Source organism: Novosphingobium sp. (assembly GCF_037133355.1).
Taxonomy (GTDB): domain Bacteria; phylum Pseudomonadota; class Alphaproteobacteria; order Sphingomonadales; family Sphingomonadaceae; genus Novosphingobium.
Genome location: NZ_JBAXOI010000002.1, coordinates 1 through 17,791, shown reverse-complemented (window position 1 = coordinate 17,791; position 17,791 = coordinate 1). Strand labels below are relative to the sequence as shown.

At 63.6% G+C, this 17,791-nt stretch carries 15 protein-coding genes; 2 read left to right on the top strand and 13 right to left on the bottom strand.

Annotated features, from left to right (window positions below; genetic code table 11):
- Genes WCL10_RS02320 through WCL10_RS02275 form a run of 10 tightly spaced genes read right to left on the bottom strand, consistent with a single transcriptional unit; the run spans window position 1 to window position 10,225 of the window.
- Window positions 1-753, bottom strand: coding sequence for an SDR family oxidoreductase (locus WCL10_RS02320; protein WP_336894007.1), 753 nt, complete (start codon window positions 751-753; stop codon window positions 1-3).
- On the bottom strand, window positions 743-1,456 hold the full coding sequence (locus WCL10_RS02315) for a ThuA domain-containing protein (protein ID WP_336894006.1): 714 nt from the start codon (window positions 1,454-1,456) through the stop codon (window positions 743-745). The genes WCL10_RS02320 and WCL10_RS02315 overlap by 11 nt, the downstream gene beginning before the upstream one ends.
- A complete protein-coding gene (locus WCL10_RS02310) occupies window positions 1,453-2,181 on the bottom strand; it encodes an SDR family oxidoreductase (RefSeq protein WP_336894005.1) in 729 nt (242 codons plus the stop codon). The genes WCL10_RS02315 and WCL10_RS02310 overlap by 4 nt, the downstream gene beginning before the upstream one ends.
- Window positions 2,181-3,389 (bottom strand): cytochrome P450, encoded by a 1,209-nt coding sequence (locus WCL10_RS02305; protein ID WP_336894004.1) that lies wholly within the window; start codon window positions 3,387-3,389, stop codon window positions 2,181-2,183. The genes WCL10_RS02310 and WCL10_RS02305 overlap by 1 nt, the downstream gene beginning before the upstream one ends.
- Complete coding sequence (locus WCL10_RS02300) at window positions 3,389-4,609, bottom strand: cytochrome P450 (RefSeq protein ID WP_336894003.1); 1,221 nt, start codon at window positions 4,607-4,609, stop codon at window positions 3,389-3,391. The genes WCL10_RS02305 and WCL10_RS02300 overlap by 1 nt, the downstream gene beginning before the upstream one ends.
- Window positions 4,606-5,952: an amidohydrolase family protein gene (locus tag WCL10_RS02295; RefSeq protein ID WP_336894002.1), complete on the bottom strand. Its 1,347-nt coding sequence runs from the start codon at window positions 5,950-5,952 to the stop codon at window positions 4,606-4,608. Before WCL10_RS02295 ends, WCL10_RS02300 begins: the two co-directional genes overlap by 4 nt.
- A gap of 39 nt (window positions 5,953-5,991) precedes the next feature.
- Window positions 5,992-6,570, bottom strand: a complete 579-nt coding sequence (locus tag WCL10_RS02290; RefSeq protein WP_336894001.1) for a carbon monoxide dehydrogenase subunit G — start codon at window positions 6,568-6,570, stop codon at window positions 5,992-5,994.
- Between the two features lie 18 nt (window positions 6,571-6,588).
- Window positions 6,589-7,383 carry a xanthine dehydrogenase family protein subunit M gene (locus WCL10_RS02285; RefSeq protein ID WP_336894000.1) on the bottom strand — a complete coding sequence of 265 codons (795 nt, stop codon included), beginning with the start codon at window positions 7,381-7,383 and terminating at the stop codon, window positions 6,589-6,591.
- The gene (locus tag WCL10_RS02280) at window positions 7,383-9,755 is read right to left on the bottom strand and encodes a xanthine dehydrogenase family protein molybdopterin-binding subunit (protein WP_336893999.1); all 2,373 of its coding nucleotides are present in this window, start codon (window positions 9,753-9,755) and stop codon (window positions 7,383-7,385) included. The genes WCL10_RS02285 and WCL10_RS02280 overlap by 1 nt, the downstream gene beginning before the upstream one ends.
- On the bottom strand, window positions 9,752-10,225 hold the full coding sequence (locus WCL10_RS02275) for a (2Fe-2S)-binding protein (protein WP_336893998.1): 474 nt from the start codon (window positions 10,223-10,225) through the stop codon (window positions 9,752-9,754). Before WCL10_RS02275 ends, WCL10_RS02280 begins: the two co-directional genes overlap by 4 nt.
- Between WCL10_RS02275 and WCL10_RS02270 the strand changes: the two genes are divergently transcribed.
- On the top strand, window positions 10,224-10,535 hold the full coding sequence (locus WCL10_RS02270; protein ID WP_336893997.1) for a hypothetical protein: 312 nt from the start codon (window positions 10,224-10,226) through the stop codon (window positions 10,533-10,535). The two genes, WCL10_RS02275 and WCL10_RS02270, sit on opposite strands and share 2 nt — an antisense overlap.
- Before the next feature lie 605 nt (window positions 10,536-11,140).
- Here the strand turns inward: WCL10_RS02270 and WCL10_RS02265 are convergent.
- Genes WCL10_RS02265 through WCL10_RS02255 form a run of 3 tightly spaced genes read right to left on the bottom strand, consistent with a single transcriptional unit; the run spans window position 11,141 to window position 17,376 of the window.
- Window positions 11,141-12,385, bottom strand: coding sequence for an aromatic ring-hydroxylating dioxygenase subunit alpha (locus WCL10_RS02265; RefSeq protein ID WP_336893996.1), 1,245 nt, complete (start codon window positions 12,383-12,385; stop codon window positions 11,141-11,143).
- Window positions 12,385-14,829 carry an FAD-dependent oxidoreductase gene (locus WCL10_RS02260; RefSeq protein WP_336893995.1) on the bottom strand — a complete coding sequence of 815 codons (2,445 nt, stop codon included), beginning with the start codon at window positions 14,827-14,829 and terminating at the stop codon, window positions 12,385-12,387. The genes WCL10_RS02265 and WCL10_RS02260 overlap by 1 nt, the downstream gene beginning before the upstream one ends.
- Window positions 14,830-14,832: 3 nt before the next feature.
- Entirely contained in the window at window positions 14,833-17,376 is a 2,544-nt protein-coding gene (locus WCL10_RS02255; RefSeq protein ID WP_336893994.1) for an FAD-dependent oxidoreductase, read from the bottom strand.
- Window positions 17,377-17,484: 108 nt separating this feature from the next.
- Between WCL10_RS02255 and WCL10_RS02250 the strand changes: the two genes are divergently transcribed.
- Window positions 17,485-17,721 carry a hypothetical protein gene (locus tag WCL10_RS02250; RefSeq protein WP_336893993.1) on the top strand — a complete coding sequence of 79 codons (237 nt, stop codon included), beginning with the start codon at window positions 17,485-17,487 and terminating at the stop codon, window positions 17,719-17,721.
- Window positions 17,722-17,791: the final 70 nt, after the last annotated feature.

The following is a 17,791-nucleotide window of genomic DNA, read 5'->3' as shown; positions in this document are numbered from 1 at the left end:
TTAGCCGCGCGACCCGCCGAGCCCGAGGCCGCCGTCGACATCGAGGATCGCGCCGGTCACCCAGCTGGCACCGATCAGATATTCGGCTGCCTCGGCCACATCCGAACCCTCACCCAGCCGGTCGATCGCCTGTAGACTGGCCATGTCTCGATAGCGCTGCGCCGCCTCCGCCTCGCTCAGCAATCCCGCGCGGACATTGATCTCGGTGAGCACCCCGCCCGGCACGATGCAGTTCACGCGCACCCCGCGGCTCCCCATTTCCGCCGCAAGAACCTGCGTCAGGGTCTGCAGCGCACCTTTCGTCGCGGCATAGGGCGACGCGCCCGGAAACGCGCGGCGGGTGTGGCTGGAGCCGAAGAACAGCACCGATCCCTTGCTCGCTTCGAGGTGCGGCAGCGCGAGCGAGGTCAGCATCATCGCGCCGACGACATTGGTGTGGAACAGGCCGAGCAGCTGCGCTTCATCGAGCGCGGCCACAGGGGTGCGGTACATGTTGCCGGCATTGTTGACGAGCACATCGAGCCCGCCACCTTTCTGGGCCGCCGCCGCGACCATCGCCTCCCGATCCGCCGCCACCGTGACATCGCCGACGACCCCGGCACATCCGATCTCGTCGCACAGTGCCTTGATCCGGTCGGCCCGCCGCCCGCTGATGGTCACCGCAGCGCCCCGGCTTACGAAATGGCGCGCCATCGCCGCCCCAAGCCCGGAACCGCCTCCGGTGATGAGTATGCTCCTGCCCTCAAGCGTCATGAGCGGTCTCTTTCTCGCAAAGCCAGCTCAGCATGGCTTCCAGAATGGCGACATGCCCCGCCGCGCCCAGCGAGCGGGCATCGTGCCCCAGGGCATCCACCACGATCCTGCCCGATCCGCGCCGGCGTCGCCACACGACAGGCTGGGCCCCCTCTCCGGCATCAGCGGTTGCCATGATCTCGCAGTCCACCGCTGGATCGAGATGGTGATAGGCCTCGTCGACGATCTCGAAGGGTGCCGTGAAGGCAGGCAAGGGCTGTACGGTGATGGGCCCAAGCGGCGGATGGTACGATCGGTTCCAGTTCCAGCCGCCGCCCAGCAGCTCCAGCCAGCCGGGCTGATTGTCCCAGCAGATGACCGCAGTATGCATCGCCAGCAGGCCGCCGCCGCTTGTCACATGGCCTGCCATCGCGGCGAGGTGTCCGTCGCTAAGGCTGCCCGCCCAGTGCGGGCGATCCGCCGCATAGCGTTCGAACTGGGTCATCGACCAGCGCAGCGCATTGATGCCGAGAACATCGCGCCCTTGCCTTAGCCTCGCAAGTGCATCGGCGAGATCGGACGTGACCGTGACGGCCATCCCCGCACCGCGTGCAATGTCCGCCAGAGCCTCGCTCGACTGCGCAAAGGGGTGGTTGTAGCCGTCGCTGTAGAGGATCAGGCGCGGCGGATCGGCCTCATGCACAGCGGCGCCTTGCCCGGTCATGTGCGCGGCAGGTTTTTCAGCACGGCATGAGTCACGCCGCCATCCACCACGAGATCGTGCCCATTGATGTAGCCGCCCCCGTCGCTGTCGAGGAAACAGACGGCGTTCGCGACATCTTCGGGCGTTCCCAAGCGTCCCAGCGGCACACCGGCAGACCGGGACGCGCGAACTTTCGGGTCGGCGTAGATCGGGGCGGACATGCCGCCGTCGATAAAGCCGGGCGCGATGCTGTTGAAGCGCAGGCCGTGTGGGCCATACTCCATCGCGAATTGCCGCATCAGCTGCAGCACCGCGCTCTTGGTGGCTGGGTAAGCGCCCGATCCAGGCCCCGGCCCATAGGCATTGATCGAGGTCAGCGAGACGACATGGCCCGAGCCACGCGGAAGCATCCGCCGCACCGCTTCGCTCGTGATAGCAAACACGCCCATGAGGTTGACTTCGACGACCCGGCGGAAATCCTCCAGTGCGATATCCGCCAGCGCCCCGAAGCGCACGATCCCGGCATTGTTGACGACCAGATCGGGCACCGCGCCGAGTGCATCGAAAAGGGCGGTGACGGCGCTGCCATCCGAGACGTCGCACCGATGCGCGGTCAGCCCGTCGGAAACGGCGACGGCTTCGATATGGGCATCGGCAACCGCGACCCGGTAGCCGCGTTCAAGCAAGGCGGCGGTGATGGCGGCACCGATGCCAGCCGCGCCGCCAGTGACGAGAGCGAATTTCATCAAGCGCCTTTCGCAGTGAAGCGAACCGGAAAGCGTCCCCAGTTCGGCCTGAAGGTTCCCGCGTCCCGCTGCGGGGGATCGTCTGCCACGCATCGCGCGCCGCGGCGCAGCAGTTCGACGAGGATCAGCGTCACGATGCCAAGCTGTGCCTCTGCAGGATCGGTGCCGGGCTTGGCCACGATCCCGCCGTCCAGTTCCCGCCCGAGGCAGGTGTGCAGACCGATTCCGAAGGCGAGGCCGGATCGCAGGGCGGTGCCGGGGACCTCGCGATCCGGATCGAAGCGATCAGCGGTCTCGCCGAAGATCGTCGCATCGCGGTTGGCCAGATAGAGGTCCAGTTCCACGCGGTCCTGCGCCGCAACCTCGCCGATCCCCGCGACATGCATCGGGCAGGTGGCGTTGCGCCAGGCTTCAGGGCTGGCCGGGTGCAGTCGCAAGGATTCGTGGACGCAGTGCTGGACGAAGACCGGATCATCGAGGCGGGCCCAGCGTGCCTTGTCCTCGTCGGCCCATTCGAGAATTTCCCACAGCGCCTGGACCACCGCATTCGCCGTCGAATGGGCGCCGGCCTGCAGGTAGAAGGCGATCTCGCGCAGGAGTTGATCCTCGCTGAGGCCGAGTTCAGCATTGCCGGCAAGGAGCGTCATCAGCACGTCGCGGGGCAGACCGGCGTCCGTCATTCTCCCGGCATCGCGCTCCGCCAGCAGCGCCCGGCGGCGCGCCAGCGATGGCAGGAAGAAGCGCTCGCGCAGCTCGGCCTGCACCTCTGCCACTTCAGCGCTGACTTGGGCATGATCGCGCGTGCTGTGGACCAGGGTGGCGCCTTCGCCGAGCTTCTTGGTGATCGCGATCAGGCGCTCGGTCTCTTCCGCGCTGCGCGTTGGCCGATCGATACCGGCAAAATCGGCGGTGAGATTGACTGTGAGCCGGTAGCCGATCTTCAGGAGATCGCCGCCGCCGGCAGCGACGTAGGGCGCGAGCGTCTCCGCAAGCGTGCACGGGAAGACCTCCTTCTCGTAGTAGTGGAAGAAGCCGCGCCGAAAGACCCGCACTTCCACCGCGCGCCGCGCCGCATGCTCCTCGCCATGCAGGGTGAGCAGGACCCCGTCCATCACGACCTTGCCTGCATCATAGAGCGCTTGGCTGAGATCGCGGTTGCGCAAGGCGGCCTCGCAATCGCGAAAGGCGGCGATGCGGTGGCGCGCCATCAGATGAGCGCCTGCGATGGTTCGAACAGGATCGGATAGGTAGCCCAGGAAATGCGGGTGATCCCCTTGTCCAGCTGCGCCGGGGCATCGGGATCGGGACGGACGCCCCGCTTCAGCAGCGCCTGCACGATAAGCGGAACGGTGCCGAACTGATGGTCGGCAGGATCGGTGCCCGGCTTTGTCTCAACGCCGATGGCAAGGTTGCGGCCAAGGCAGGCATGGGCGCCCACACCCATCGAGATGCCATGAGGAAATGCGGAACCCGCCACCGTGCGATGCGGATTGAAGCGATCCGCATCCTCGCCGAAAATGGCGGTCTCCCGGTTGGCGGTGCGCAGATCGACGACGATCACATCGCCGGCTTCCGCCTCGCTGCCATCGGCGAGCGACATCGGACAGGTGGTGCGGCGCTTGGAAACCGGGCTCGAGGGATGGAGCCTGACACTCTCGAACACGCATTGCTGGATGAAGAAGGGATCATCGCGCAGGCGCGCCGCATCTTCGGGATGGGCATCGATCCAGCGCAGGATTTCGTGAACGGCATGGGTCAGCGAATGGATCGTCGTATGCGCCCCGGCCATCGTGAAGAAGATGCCTTCCTGCAGGAACTCACGCTCGGTCATGCCTAGATCGGCTTCCCCGGACACCAGCGCCATGAGCACGTCCCTCGGCAGTGCGTCGGCGGCAAGCTCGCCCGCCTCCACTTGCGCTCTCAGCGCTCGCCGCCGCGCCAGCGAGGGACCCAGAAACTGCGTCTTGAACTCGGCCATCGCCGCCTCGATCCGGGCGCGCTTTTCCGGGCGGTCCTCCGGCGGGGACTGGCCCAAGGCAGGCGCGAGGCTGAATTCCTTGAGCAGGCGCAGCAGCTCCGCGGTTTCCTCGGGCGTACGCTTCACGCGGTCGATCCCGGTGAAATCGACCGTAAGGTTCATCATGATCCGGTAGCCGATGTCGACGAGGTCGCCGCGCCCCGCCTCCAGAAAGGGCTGCAGCGTTTCGGCCAGCGTGTGCGGCAGGATATTGCGCTCGTACTCGACGAAGATGTTCTTGCGGAACACTGTCGCCTCGACATTGCGGCGGGCCCGGTGTTCGCTTCCGTGGAGATTGACGAGGCAGCGCTCCATCAGCAGGGCCGCTTCATCATAGAGCGCCTGGCGCAGCTCCGTCTGGCGCAGCGTGCGCGAGCACGCTTCGAAGCCCGTGATGACGTGCTCGGTCATGGCCTGGAAGTCCAGAGGCCGGTCGCGCGCCGCGTCGCTGCTGTGGTCGAGTAGTTGGAAACCCGCCATGAGGGGGGATCGCGGCGCTCCGGCAGCGGGCGCGCCAGATCGACCGCGCGGCCGCTATGGAACACATGCCGCATGGCGCCCTCGCGGCCCAGCAGCGTGACATCGCCGGTCACGTCGCCTTCGACCACGATCACGTCGGCGTCCTTGCCCGGCTCCAGACTGCCGGTGCAGCTATCCAGCTTGAGCGCCCGCGCGCCCTCCAGCGTTGCGCAGGACAAGGCCTGCAGCGGCGTCAGCCCCAGGTTCTCGACCAGGATCTGCGCCTCGCGCCAGTGCCATTCGCCATAAGGCGTGATGGAAAAGCCGCTTTCGGTGCCGCAGACCATCGGCACGCCGGCATCATAGGCCTGCCGCAGCTGCTGGCTGCTTGCCTCGATTTCCTTGGCGAAGATGTCTTGCAGATAGGGGCTGGCGCCGATCTTCGCGCCGTGGTCCGCCAGCACCGCCTGAAAGGTCAGCGTGGGCACGATCGGAGCCCGGGCATCGCAGACGGCCCGCAGCGCGGCATCATCCATGTGGGTGGCATGCAGGATCATGTCGAACCCAGCATTGGCGGCATCGCGGGTGCTGGACGCATTGCGGCAATGGCCGACGATCGGGAGGCCAACCTCGTGCGCGGTGTCGGCGGCGAGTTTCAGTTCGTCCAGTGTCCAGACCTGGATTTCGCCTTCCTGGCGCTGGCGCGGGATCAGTCCGGTAACATGGATCTTGATCCAGTCCGCTCCGCGCTTGGCCTGACGGCGGATCTCGGTGACGATCTCGTCGCGCGTCCGCGTGACCTTGAGATAACCGATGCTGCCCTCGTCCGGCACGAGCAACCCGGCCGTCCCGCCAACGGAAGTGAACAGCGCATTGCCCCCGCAGCGCATGCGTGGACCTTCGGTCACGCCGCATTCGATGGCATCGCGCAGATCGAGCGACACGTCGAAGATCGTGTCAGCGTCGAACATGGTCGTCACCCCTGCACGCAGCACCTTCTGCACATTGTAGGCGGCAATGATCGCGGCAAGGCCTTCGCGGCGGTGGAAAAACAGCTCGTCGTTGCTGAACGGCTCGTCGAAGCTGATGTGGCAGTGCGCGTCGACCAGCCCCGGCATGACCGTGGCGCCCGAGGCGTCGATCCGCCTGACGGCCTGCCCTTCGGCGAGGCGCAGAGCCTCCGGCCCAAGGCCAAGGATCGTGGTTCCGAACAGGATCGGGGTGATCGCGGCGGGCCTTCCGGTGCCATCGAAGACAAGCCCGCTCTCGATCAGGGTAAGTTCTGTTTGCCGCACCGGCCCTCTCGCCTTTCCATTCTGACCCGATCGATCCTGCTAGCGTAAGAACAGCACCAGCGCGGCCACAGCGAGGACGGCGATCACCACCGGTACGAGCCATGCAGGCGTGCCCGAGGGCTGCTCGGCGGAGGACGCATCCTGCGCAGGTGCCGCGATCGGGACTGCCTCGGGCTCCATAGCGGCGACCGCTGCCGCAAACTTGCCGAAGAAGTCGTCCGCCATGGACTTGGCGGTCCCCTCGACAAGCCGCGCGCCCATTTGCGCCAGCTTGCCGCCGATCTGCGTGTCAGCCACGTAAGTCAGCTCGGTCGCGCCATCCTGCGCCGCGAGCGTGACCAGCGCGCCGCCCTTGGCAAATCCGGCAACCCCGCCCTGCCCCTCGAACTGCATCCGGCACGAACGCGGCGGGTCCAGTTCGGTCTGCCGCATCGTACCCGAAAAGCGGGCGCTGACCGGTCCGATCTTGGCGGCAACCTTGCCGGTGAACTCGTTCTCGGCGGTCCTTTCCAGCGCCTCGCAGCCCTTGAGGCAGGATTTGAGCACTTCGGTATCGTTGAGCGCCTTCCATGCCGTTTCAGGCGAGCAGGGCAGCAGGTAGGATCCGGTAATCTCCATGTTCAAAGCAGTCCGTTGTCAGGTCATTGCCGAGAGGGTGCGGCGCACGATGACGGCCGCGACATGGCGGCGGTACTGCGCCGATCCGTGCAGATCGCCGGTAAAGTGGCCCGGATCGAGCCGGTCTTCGGTGATGCCGACAATCGCGCCGCCGCCATCCAGATGCTGCTCCGCCTCATGCCAGCGGAACACGCCATGGCCGCCACCGGTGATGGCGATGCGGTAGCCGGAGGGCAGCTGCGCGGCAAATACGCCCACCAGCGCGAAGCGGGAGGCCGGATTGCGGAACTTGATGTAAGCAGCGCGGCTGCAGGCTGGGAAGCGCACGGCGGTCACGATTTCCCCCGGCTCCAGCGCGGTGCTGAACATGCCGGTGAAGAAATCCTCAGCCGCCAGCATCCGCCGGCTGGTCGTGACGCTTGCGCCAAGGGCGAGGACCGCGCTCGGATAGCAGGCGGCGGGATCGTTGTTGGCAATCGAGCCGCCGATGGTCCCGCGATGCCGTATCGCCGGATCACCGATCCCGCCGGCAAGATCGGCCAGCGCAGGAACGACAGCCCTGACCTCGGCGCTCGTCGCCACCTCGGCATGCGTCGTCGCCGCGCCGATCTCGATGCCGCCTTCGACGGACCGGATTCCAGCGAGTTCGGGCAGCCGCTGCAGGTCGACCAGCCGGGTCGGCATGGCCAGCCGCGCCCGCAGCACCGGCATGAGGGTCTGCCCGCCGGAAATGGCCTGGGCGCCCTCGTCCTCGGCCAGCATGGCGAGCGCATCGGCAAGGGACTGCGGGCGGGAATAGGCAAGTTCGTACATCAGGCCACCTCCTGCCGTTCCTGGCACAATCGCCAGATCTTCTCGGGGCTGGCGGGCATGTCGACATGCGCAATCCCCAGCGCATCGCATACCGCGTTTATCACCGCCGGGGGCGAACCGATCGCACCGGCCTCGCCGCAGCCCTTCATGCCGAGCGGGTTCACCGGCGTGGGCGAAGGCCAGAACGCAAGGCCGAACTCGGGCAGGCTGTCGGCGCGCGGCATGCCGTAGTCCATGTAGGATGCGGTCATCAATTGCGCGGTGTCCGGATCGTAGACCGCATTCTCCCAGAGCGCCTGTGCGATGCCCTGGGTCAGACCGCCATGGACCTGGCCCTCCACGATCATCGGATTCGCCACGTTGCCGAAATCGTCGGCGGCGTTGAAGGCCACCACTTCGGTCACGCCCGTCTCCGGATCGATCTCCACTTCGCAGACGTGGACGCCGGCGGGATAGGTGAAGTTCGGCGGATCGAAGAAAGACGTCGCGACAAGGCCCGGCTCGAGCTGGTCAGTCGGGAATTGCGTCGCGGCATGGGCGGCATGGACCATTTCGGTGAAGGCCACCGTCTGGTTGGTTGCGGCGCTGGTATAGATGCCGTCCGCGAAATCGACCTCGCCGGGATCGATCCCGAGCATGTAGCCGACGATGTGGCGCCCTTTATCGATGATCTTGTCGCAGGATCTGACCGCTGCAGAGAGGCCGACCGAAGCGCGCGATCCATAGGTGCCGGTGCCGGCCTGAATGCGGTCAGTATCTCCCTGCACCACCGTGATCCGGTCCATCGGGATGCCGAAGCGCTCCGAGATGATCTGGGCATAGACCGTCTGATGCCCCTGGCCATGGTTATGGGCGCCGGTCAAAACCTCGACCGACCCGGCCGGTTGCACCCTGATCTCGCAGGATTCCCACATGCCTCCGCCACCACCAAGGCTGGCGAGCAGCTTCGATGGCCCGATGCCGCAGGCCTCGACATAGGCCGACAGCCCGATCCCGCGCAGCTTGCCGCGAGCGCGTGCCTCGGTGCGGCGCTGCTCGAACCCGGCATAGTCCGCCAGACGCAGGGCTTCATCGAGGCAGCCCTCGTAATCGCCGCTGTCGTAGCAGTAGACGAGCGGGGTCTGGTGCGGGAAAGTCTTGACGAAATTGCGCCGCCGGATTTCCGCCTGATCGACCCCGATCTCGCGCGCGGCGAGATGGGCGAGGCGCTCGATGACATAGGCCGCCTCGGGCCGACCTGCCCCGCGATAGGCATCGACCGGGCAGGTATTGGTATAGACGCCCTCGACCACCGCATGCACCGCCGGGATCGCATACTGCCCGCACAGCATCGTCGCGTACATGTAGGACACGACCAGGGCGTTCGAGGTCGAGATATAGCCGCCGAGATTGGCGAGGGTGTGGACCTTGAGGCCGAGGAAGCGGCCATGATCGTCCATCGCCAGTTCGGCCTTGGTCACATGATCACGGCCATGCGCGTCGGTAAGGAAGGACTCGGTCCGCTCCGCCGTCCACTTCACCGGCCGCCCTACCGCGCGCGCCGCAAAAGCCACCACCAGTTCCTCGGCATAGGCCGCTGCCTTGGAGCCGAACCCCCCGCCGACGTCCGGCGAGACCACGCGCAAGTGGTTCTCACTTTCGAGGCCCAGCAGCATCATGAACAGCACGCGCATGCCGATCGGGTTCTGGTGGGTCAGATGGATCGTCATCGAGCTATCGAAGGATCGCCATTCGGCGTTGATCGCGCGCGGCTCCATCGCATTGGGCACGAGGCGGTTGTTGCGCAGTTCGAGGCTCACCCGCCGCGTCGCGCGGGCAAAGGCTGCGTCCGCCTCCGCGGCATTGCCGATGTCCCACGTGAAGGCGCGGTTCGATGGGATATCGGCATGGAGCCTCGGCGCATCCGGGCCGAGCGCGGCGGCCATGTCGACGACCGTCGGCAGTTCCTCGTACTCGACAAAAACGCTGTCCGCCGCATCGCGGGCCTGGCCTCGCGTTTCGGCAATGACCAGCGCAACCGGCTCACCGACGAACCGGACCGTGTCCACGGCAAGCGCATGGTGCACGCCGACACGGGCCGGGGTGCCATCGATCGAGGTCAGGTTCCAGCCGCTCGGCAGGGTGAAGAGGCCGCCTTCCACCAGATCCTGACCGGTGAGAATCTTCACGACGCCCGGCATTGCCTCGGCGGCGGAAACGTCGATCGCGCCGATCCGCGCATGGGCATAGGCCGAGCGCACGAAAGACGCGTAAGTCTGCCCCGGAAGGACGAGATCATCGACATACCGTCCGTTTCCGGTGATCAGCCGGGAATCCTCGACTCGTTTTACAGACTGGCCGAACTTGCCCATGGGCGCTGTCATCGCGGTCATGCCGGCTCTCCCATGCGCTGCGCGCCGGCCACGACGGCCTTCACGATGTTGTGGTATCCGGTGCACCGGCAGAGATTGCCTTCAAGCTCCGCGCGCACGGTCGCGGCGTCGGGCTGTGGGTGGCGTCGGGCGATGTCGATCGCCATCATGATCATCCCCGGCGTGCAGAAACCGCATTGCAGCCCATGATGCTCGTGAAAGGCGGCCTGCATCGGGTGAAGCTCGCGCCCGTTCGCCAGCCCCTCGATCGTGAGGATATCGGCCCCGTCCGCCTGCACGGCAAGCATGGTGCAGCTCTTCACGGCCTTGCCGTCGACATGCACGGTGCAGGCCCCGCACTGGCTGGTATCGCAGCCGACGTGCGCGCCGGTCAGGCGCAGCTCGTCGCGCAGCAGATGTACCAGCAGCGTGCGATCCTCCGTTTCCACCACGTGGTCCCGGCCATTCACGGTCAAGGTTATGTCCGTCATGATCATCCTCTCAATGCCGCTGCACGGCCCGGCGATCCCATTCCCAGCCTTGCGCCTCTTTCCGGGCGTGGCGCTTGTTTTCTTCCCATGCACACCGGTCGTGATCGGGTGGCGCTGGCGCCGCTCGGTATCTCCAGCAGAATATATTGATATCGAAATACCTCCGCGCCGCAAGCTTCCTTTGACGCCGTCCCGCACCTCGTTGGGCAGCCTCCGCTGGCAGCAACTGGCCAGCTGGCGGAACAGGATGCATCGGCAGGATTGGCTATCCAGCTCGCGCCACTGTATGAAGTGGAAGGCCGCAGCGTAAAGCGATCCGCTATCCTCCTTTTGCGGCTGGCAATGCGGTGGCCAGAACCAGCCATCGTCCTGGCAAAAGTTCTGAGGCGGGCTAGGGGCGATCCTGTGTGAACCGCTTATTACTATAAATATCTGAAAATCAAAGAAAATATGTGATCTCGACTGGTGCGCAAATTCGGGGAAGACCGCAAAAATGCGTGCCATAGCGGACACAACAACCACGACCAATGTCAGCTCCTGACAGAAGCTGCCGATTGGACGCGTCGAAGAGGACTGTTAGTGCGCCATTCACCTTCCCGCCCAGAAATGGTCATTCCCTGTGAACTCCCGCATCTCCGAAATCTGCCAGGCAGCTTCAACGGGTTTTTCGCCGAAAGCCGAAGTTCGGCTTGCGCCCCAATATCGGTCGCCGTGGACCGACTTGCAGGGTCCTGAAAGCTTACGCTCGCGACGCGCGGTGTTGAGACTTGCGAAATGTTGGAAACCTGTACCCTGACCGGCAACGTCAAAACCGACCGGTGGCAGTATTGCAGATCTGCTGAAAACCATCGACTAGCCCAGCCAATGGCCACGCCCTGACCCGTCAAGAGGCGAGCCCCTAGTGCGGGGATGGGATCATTCCGCCCGATCAAGTCCGAACTGGTTGAGATACCATTTTTGGAACTTGAGGACGCTGCCCTCCTGGTCGGAATAGCGTCCGGGGCGATAGCGACGGGACATGATGCCCGTCTGATTGTTCTCGGTGATCACCTTATCCTGCGTGGTGGTGGCGTGATAACCCCAGATCATCTTGTCAATATCCACCTGATCCTCGCTCGCGCGCCCATCGACCAACCAGATCATCTCGACGTCCGAGGCCAAAGCGGACCTTGGGGTGAATTGGAACAGAATGGCGAAATGATCATCCGCGACAATCTGGGTAAAGGGGCTGAAGCTCAGATGCATCCGGCCGCCATCGGCCTGGGTGCGTTTGCCCATCAGTGGTGCGGGAGCGGACCCATCTTGTGTCTCGGCTGCCCAGCCATCTTTGTTCATGCGCTGCATCATGAGCCGCAGATGACTGCTGTCAGGGGCATCATCAATCGTACCGATCGGACGACCAAGCGCCGCCGCGCGCTCCTCCCAAGCCTTCAGCTTCGGGGCGAAACTGGCGATGGCGTCTGCGGGACCAGAGCTTGGACCCGCCCCGACCGCAACGATCGATTCTGCAGCGTGAATCGAGCAGAATTCGGGATGCGACGGAACGCAGTGATAGCACTCGAAGAAGTTCTCGACGACGAGCTTCCAGTTGGCGTCGGTCGGATAGCTGCCGGCATGGGCAATGCGGGCATCGGCAATGCCGTGATAGTCGAGGATCGGCCCCATATCGCCAAAGGTGGCGTCGAAATCGTCGGGCTCGTCTTCGCTCATATTGATGAAGATCAGGCCGTGAAACACGCGGACGTGGCAGGCGAACAGGCTGTTTTCTGCCTTGTCAAAATCCTCTGGCATCAGCCGAGCAGAAATGAGGCGGCCGTCCAGCCCGAAGGTCCAGGCGTGATAAGGGCATACCAGACGCGGCGCATTGCCGCTTTCTGCCTGGCAGATGGTGGAACCACGGTGACGGCAGACATTGAAGAAGGCACGGACGCTGTCTGCATTTTCGCGGATGACGATTATCTGTTCGCTGCCAATGCGAAACAGGAAATAATCGCCCTTGTCCGGGATACGCGAGATGTGGCCCGCCATGATCCATTTGCGGCTGATGATCTGGTCCATATCGGCCTCGAACACCGCATCGCTGGTGTAGAATGCCTGATCGAAACTATATCCAACGCGGGTCTGGGCGGCGAGACGGCTCATAAGGTCAGCTTGCGACATCAGATCTTGATCCGTGCATTGGTGGGGTCAAACAAGGGCTTGAGCGAGGCGATCGCGGGATAGCGCATCCCGGCAATCTCGATTTCATAGTCGTCAGCCCCAACCGGGCCGACACTGCCGCCATCGGCCGCCGTCACATAGCCAAGGCCGCAGGCCGCCCCGAGAGTGTGGGCATACATGCCCGAGCGGATATAGCCGGCAATGCGCTCGCCCTGCCAGATCGGTTCATTGTGGTAGAGCATCGGCTCGGGAGACTTCAGCAGGAATTGCACAAGCTTTTGCTTCAGCCCCTCCTGCTTCTGCTTCAGCAGGGCTTCGCGCCCGATAAAGCCGCCGGGCTTGTCCATGCGCACCGCAAAGCCAAGGCCCGCCTCGAGCGGGGTGTCCTCATCGGTGATGTCGTGGCCCCAATGGCGATAGGCCTTCTCCATGCGCAGGGCATTGAGCGCATGATAGCCGCAATGTTTCAGGCCAAAGGCCGCGCCGGCCGCGACGATTTCATCATAGACGCCGGTCATGAATTCGGTCGGGATATAGAGCTCCCAGCCCAGTTCACCGACATAGGTGATGCGCGATGCGCGGACCAAGGCATAGCCCAGCTCGATCTCCTGGCTGGTCGCGAACCTGAAGGCCTCATGGGACAGATCATTGGGGCAGATGGACTGGAGCAGGTCCCGCGCCTTTGGCCCCATGATCGAGATGACCCCCATCGACGATGAGACATTGGTCAAGATGGCATGGGCCTCGTCCGGAATATGCCGCTTGAGCCAGTTGAAGTCCTTCACCTCGGTTTCGGCGCCGGTGACGATCAGATAGGCGGTCTGGGACAGGCGTGTGACGGTCAAATCCGCCTCGATGCCGCCCTTGTCATTGAGCCATTGGGTGTAGATCAGCTTGCCCGGCGCCACATCGACGTCGTTGGCGCATACCCGGTTCAGGACCGCGCAGGCATCACGCCCCTCGATGCGGAATTTGGCAAAGGAGCTCTGGTCAAACAGGCCCACAGTCTCGCGCACCGCTTTGCATTCGGCCGCATTGGCCTCAAACCAGTTCTGGCGACCATAGCTGTATTCATATCTGGGCGTGCTGCCGGGTTCGCCATACCAGTTGGGCCGTTCCCAGCCATAAGCCTCGCCGTGACAGGCGCCCGCGGCCACCAGCCGATCATGGATGGCGGAGCGGCGGACGCCGCGCGCGGTCTCATATTGTTTGAAAGGATAATGGGTGGCGTAGAGCAGCCCGAGGCTTTCGGTCACCCGCTCGCGCAGATATTTGCGGTTGATCTGAAACGGCATATTGCGGCGAATATCGACCGTCCAGAGGTCAGCCGGTGGAATACCATCGCGGATCCAATCGGCCATAACCTTGCCGATACCGCCTGCTGATTGCAGGCCAATGGAGTTGAGGCCGGCGGCGACAAAGCACCCCTTCAATTCGGGGCTTTCGCCCAGATGATAGCGGACGTCCGGGGTGAAGCTCTCCGGCCCACAGAAGAATTTCTTGATTCCGGCGTTTTCAAGGGCAGGAACCCGGCGCATGGCATCCATCAACAGCGGTTCAAAATGCTCGAAACTGCCGGCAATTTCGTCAAAGCAGAAATCTTCGGAAATGCCGTCCATGCCCCAGGGGCGCGCATTGGGCTCAAAGGCACCGACCAGCAGCTTGCCCGCGTCATATTTATAATAGCCGCAGGAATCATAGTCGCGCAGCACCGGCAAAGTCGGGTCTATGCCCTCGACGCCTTCGAACAACACATAATAGTGCTCACAGGCATGGAGCGGCGCGGCCACACCGATGCTTGCCGCCAGATCGCGCGTCCACATACCACCGCAAATCACCACATAGTCGGCGGCGATCGATCCTTCGCCGGTTTCGACCCCGGTGACGCGTTCGCCATCGTGGTGGATCTTGGTGACCTTGGTGTTCTCAAAAATCTGCGCGCCGCCGCTGCGCGCCCCCTTCGCCAGCGCCTGAGTGATATCAACCGCATTGGCGTAGCCGTCGCTGGGAATGTGAATCCCGCCGACCACATCCTCAATATTAACGATCGGGGCCAGGGCCTGGATCTCTTTTGGGCTGATGACATGGACCGGAAGGTCAAAGACCTTGGCCATTGAGGCGCTGCGTTTCAGTTCCTCGAAGCGCTCGGAATTGGTCGCCATCGAGATGGATCCGCACTGGCGATAGCCGGTGGCCTGGCCGGTTTCGGCCTCCAGTCCGCGATAGAGCTCGCCCGTATACTTGGCCAGCTTGGTCATGTTGATCGATGGCCGCAATTGCCCCACCAGTCCGGCCGCGTGCCAGGTGGTGCCACTGGTCAGTTGCTTGCGTTCGAGCAGGACAACATCACTCCAGCCGATCTTGGTCAGGTGATAAGCGATGGAGCATCCGATCACACCGCCGCCAATGACGACGACCCGCGCCTTTTTTGGAAGTTCGGCCACGGGTCAGACCTTCATTTTCGCATTGTCGGGATCATAGGCGGGCTCGGCCAGAACCAGTGCCTGACGCCGCGCGCCTTGCAGGTAGATATCGAATGTCGATCCGGGAGATGATTGATCGATGGGCACGCAGGCGAAGAACAGGCTCTTGCCGACCCGGTGGCCATAGCCGCCCGAGGTAGTGAGGCCGATGCAGGTGTCGCCGATCAGGCAGGCTTCTGCCCCGCGCACATCCACATTGTCCGCGTCGACCTCCCCATAGACGATACGGAACCGATCCGGCGCAGCCAAAGTCGCCTGCTTGCCGACGAAGTCATCCTTATTGAAATTGATAAAGCGCGGCATGTCGGCTTCAATCATGGTCAGCTCATTGGTGAGCTCCGACCCCCATGCCTTGTAGCCCTTCTCCATCCGCATGGTGTTGACGGCATAAAGGCCATAATTGGCGATGCCAAACTCCTGGCCCGCTTGCCAGATGGCATCATAGAGCGCGGGAAGATCGGCCATTGCGGGATGCAGTTCCCAGCCCAGTTCGCCGACATAGGACACCCGCAGCGCCCGCAGGCGGATGCCGGCCACCGAGATCACCTGGCCGCTCAACCAGCGGAATCCGGCATTGCTCAAGTCAGCATCGGTGAGCTTTGCCAAGACATCGCGTGCGCGGGGCCCGCTGAGCACCAGCACCCCGAGCTCCATGGTGCGGTTGGTGATGGTTACGGCCTCATCAGGCAGCTTGCTCTGAATCATCAGAACCCAGTCGCGCTGTTCAGCGGCGGCGGCCGAGAGGCAATAGAAATGATCATCCGCAAAGCGCGTGACGGTCATTTCCCCATAGATGCGCCCTTGGCGCGACAGGGGATGGACCAGGCCGATCCCGCCGATCTTCTTGGGCATGCGATTGGCGCAGATGCGGTTCAGGAACGCCTCGGCATCGGGGCCGGTCACGTCATACTTGGCAAAGCCGGACAGGTCCAGGACGCCGACCCGTTCGGCAACCGCCTCGACCTCTTTGGCCACGACTTCGAATGTGTTGGTGCGGTGATAGCCGCCCTCTTCCTCGCGCCCATCGAGCGAAAACCATTTGGGCCGCTCCCAGCCAAAAGTCTCGCCAAAGACCGCGCCCGCGGCCTTGAGCGGCTCATAGAGCGTGCTGGTCTTTTGCGGGCGCCCATCCGGCTCCTCTTCGCCCGGAAGCCGGGTCGTAAAGGTCATCCGATAGTCGAGGAATACCTTGTCGCGGCTATAGTCTTCATCGGCATAGGGGCCGTAGCGACGCGGATCGAACTCGGTCATGTTGATGTCAGCATCGCCATAGACCATCCATTGCGCCAGATATTTGCCCGCCCCGCCGCCTTGGGCGATGCCGAACGAAGTGCCGCAGCAATGCCAGAAATTCCTCAGGCCAGCGGCTGGACCCAGCAGCGGACCCCCATCGGGCGTGTGGGGAATCGCGCCATTCACGATCCGGCGAATGCCGACCTCCCCCAGGATGGGCATCCGCTCGATGGCCCGTTCCAGCCATTTTGAAATGCGGTCAAGATCATCGACGAACAGCTCGCTGGTCGATTCCCATTCGGGCATCCCCTTGGGCGCCCAGGCCTCGGCCAGGCCGATATTCTCATAGACGCCGATCAGGGCGCTCTTCTGCTCCTGACGGAAATAGCCCGACACGTAGGGGCAGCGCATGACCGGGATTTCCCCGTCGCGCTCCGCAAAGGCCGGGATGGGATCGGTGACGACATAGTGGTGCTCCATATTGGTCACCGGAATGTCGATGCCCGCCATTTGAGCGACCTGCCGGGCGTAGCAACCTGCAGCATTGACCACGATTTCGGCCCGGACCGTGCCCTTTTCGGTGATCACATCCCATTCACCCGACGGCAGTTGCGTGAGGCCGGTGACCCGGTTCTGGCGCACGATCTTTGCGCCCATATTCTTGGCCCCGATGGCCATAGCATTGCACAGACCGGCAGGGTCGGCATGGCCGTCACCGGTGGTGTGCGCCCCGGCGATTATGCCGTCGGTGGTCAAGAAGGGATTGATGCGCCGGATTTCCTCCGGATCGATGATCTCCATGTCGAAGCCGATGATCTTCGAATAGCCATGGATCTGCTTGAACCAGGCCAGCTCCCGCTCATTCGTCGCCAAGCGGATGCCGCCGGACTTGTGCCAGCTGACATACTGTCCGGTGATCCCCTCCAGTCGCGGATAGAGATCGTTGCTATAGGCATGTATTTTCGCAAGATTATAGCTGCCGGTGATGCTGGGGCACTGACCCGCGGCATGCCAGGTCGACCCTGAGGTCAACTCATCCTTCTCAATGAGCAGACAATCGGTCCAACCGAGTTCGGCAAGATGATAGAGGAGCGAAGCGCCCATGATCCCACCACCGATAATGACAACCCGTGCCGATGTTTGCATGCCAAGCCCGCTCCCCAGGGTACATTTATGGACGCAATAATAGGCCCTGAACTCCCGTCGGGGCAAACAGCGAATATCCCGAGATTGGTTCATTAATTTTTTTAATGGGTTAAGGCCTGCCAGCCGCATCGGGGCTCATCAGATCTAGCAGGCTGAGGATGTTGCTGGCGGTGCAAGGTTTGGAGAAGTCCGAAAGGTGTTGTCCAGTCCAACGCGAACATGTTTCCGGCCGACGGCATGAGCCCGAATCCGGCTTTGCGCCATCTCATGACATTCTGGGCTGCTGCCGGTTTGATGGACACCGTGTTCGGCCCGAAGGCCAAGGACAACGAGGATGCGCGCGGCATGCTCAATGCCGGCCACCGCCGGGGAGCAGTTGCAGGGCGCTGTGTGATGAAGGGCAAGACGGTCGAGACGGAGGAATTGCCGGCCTACTGTGCCGTCGCGCTAGCTGGGTCAGGCAACCGATCATGACCCGATGGGGCCCCGGCTATGCTTCCTGCGAAGCGAATTGGCTGGCCCAGCCCGAAGCCCATGCACCGGC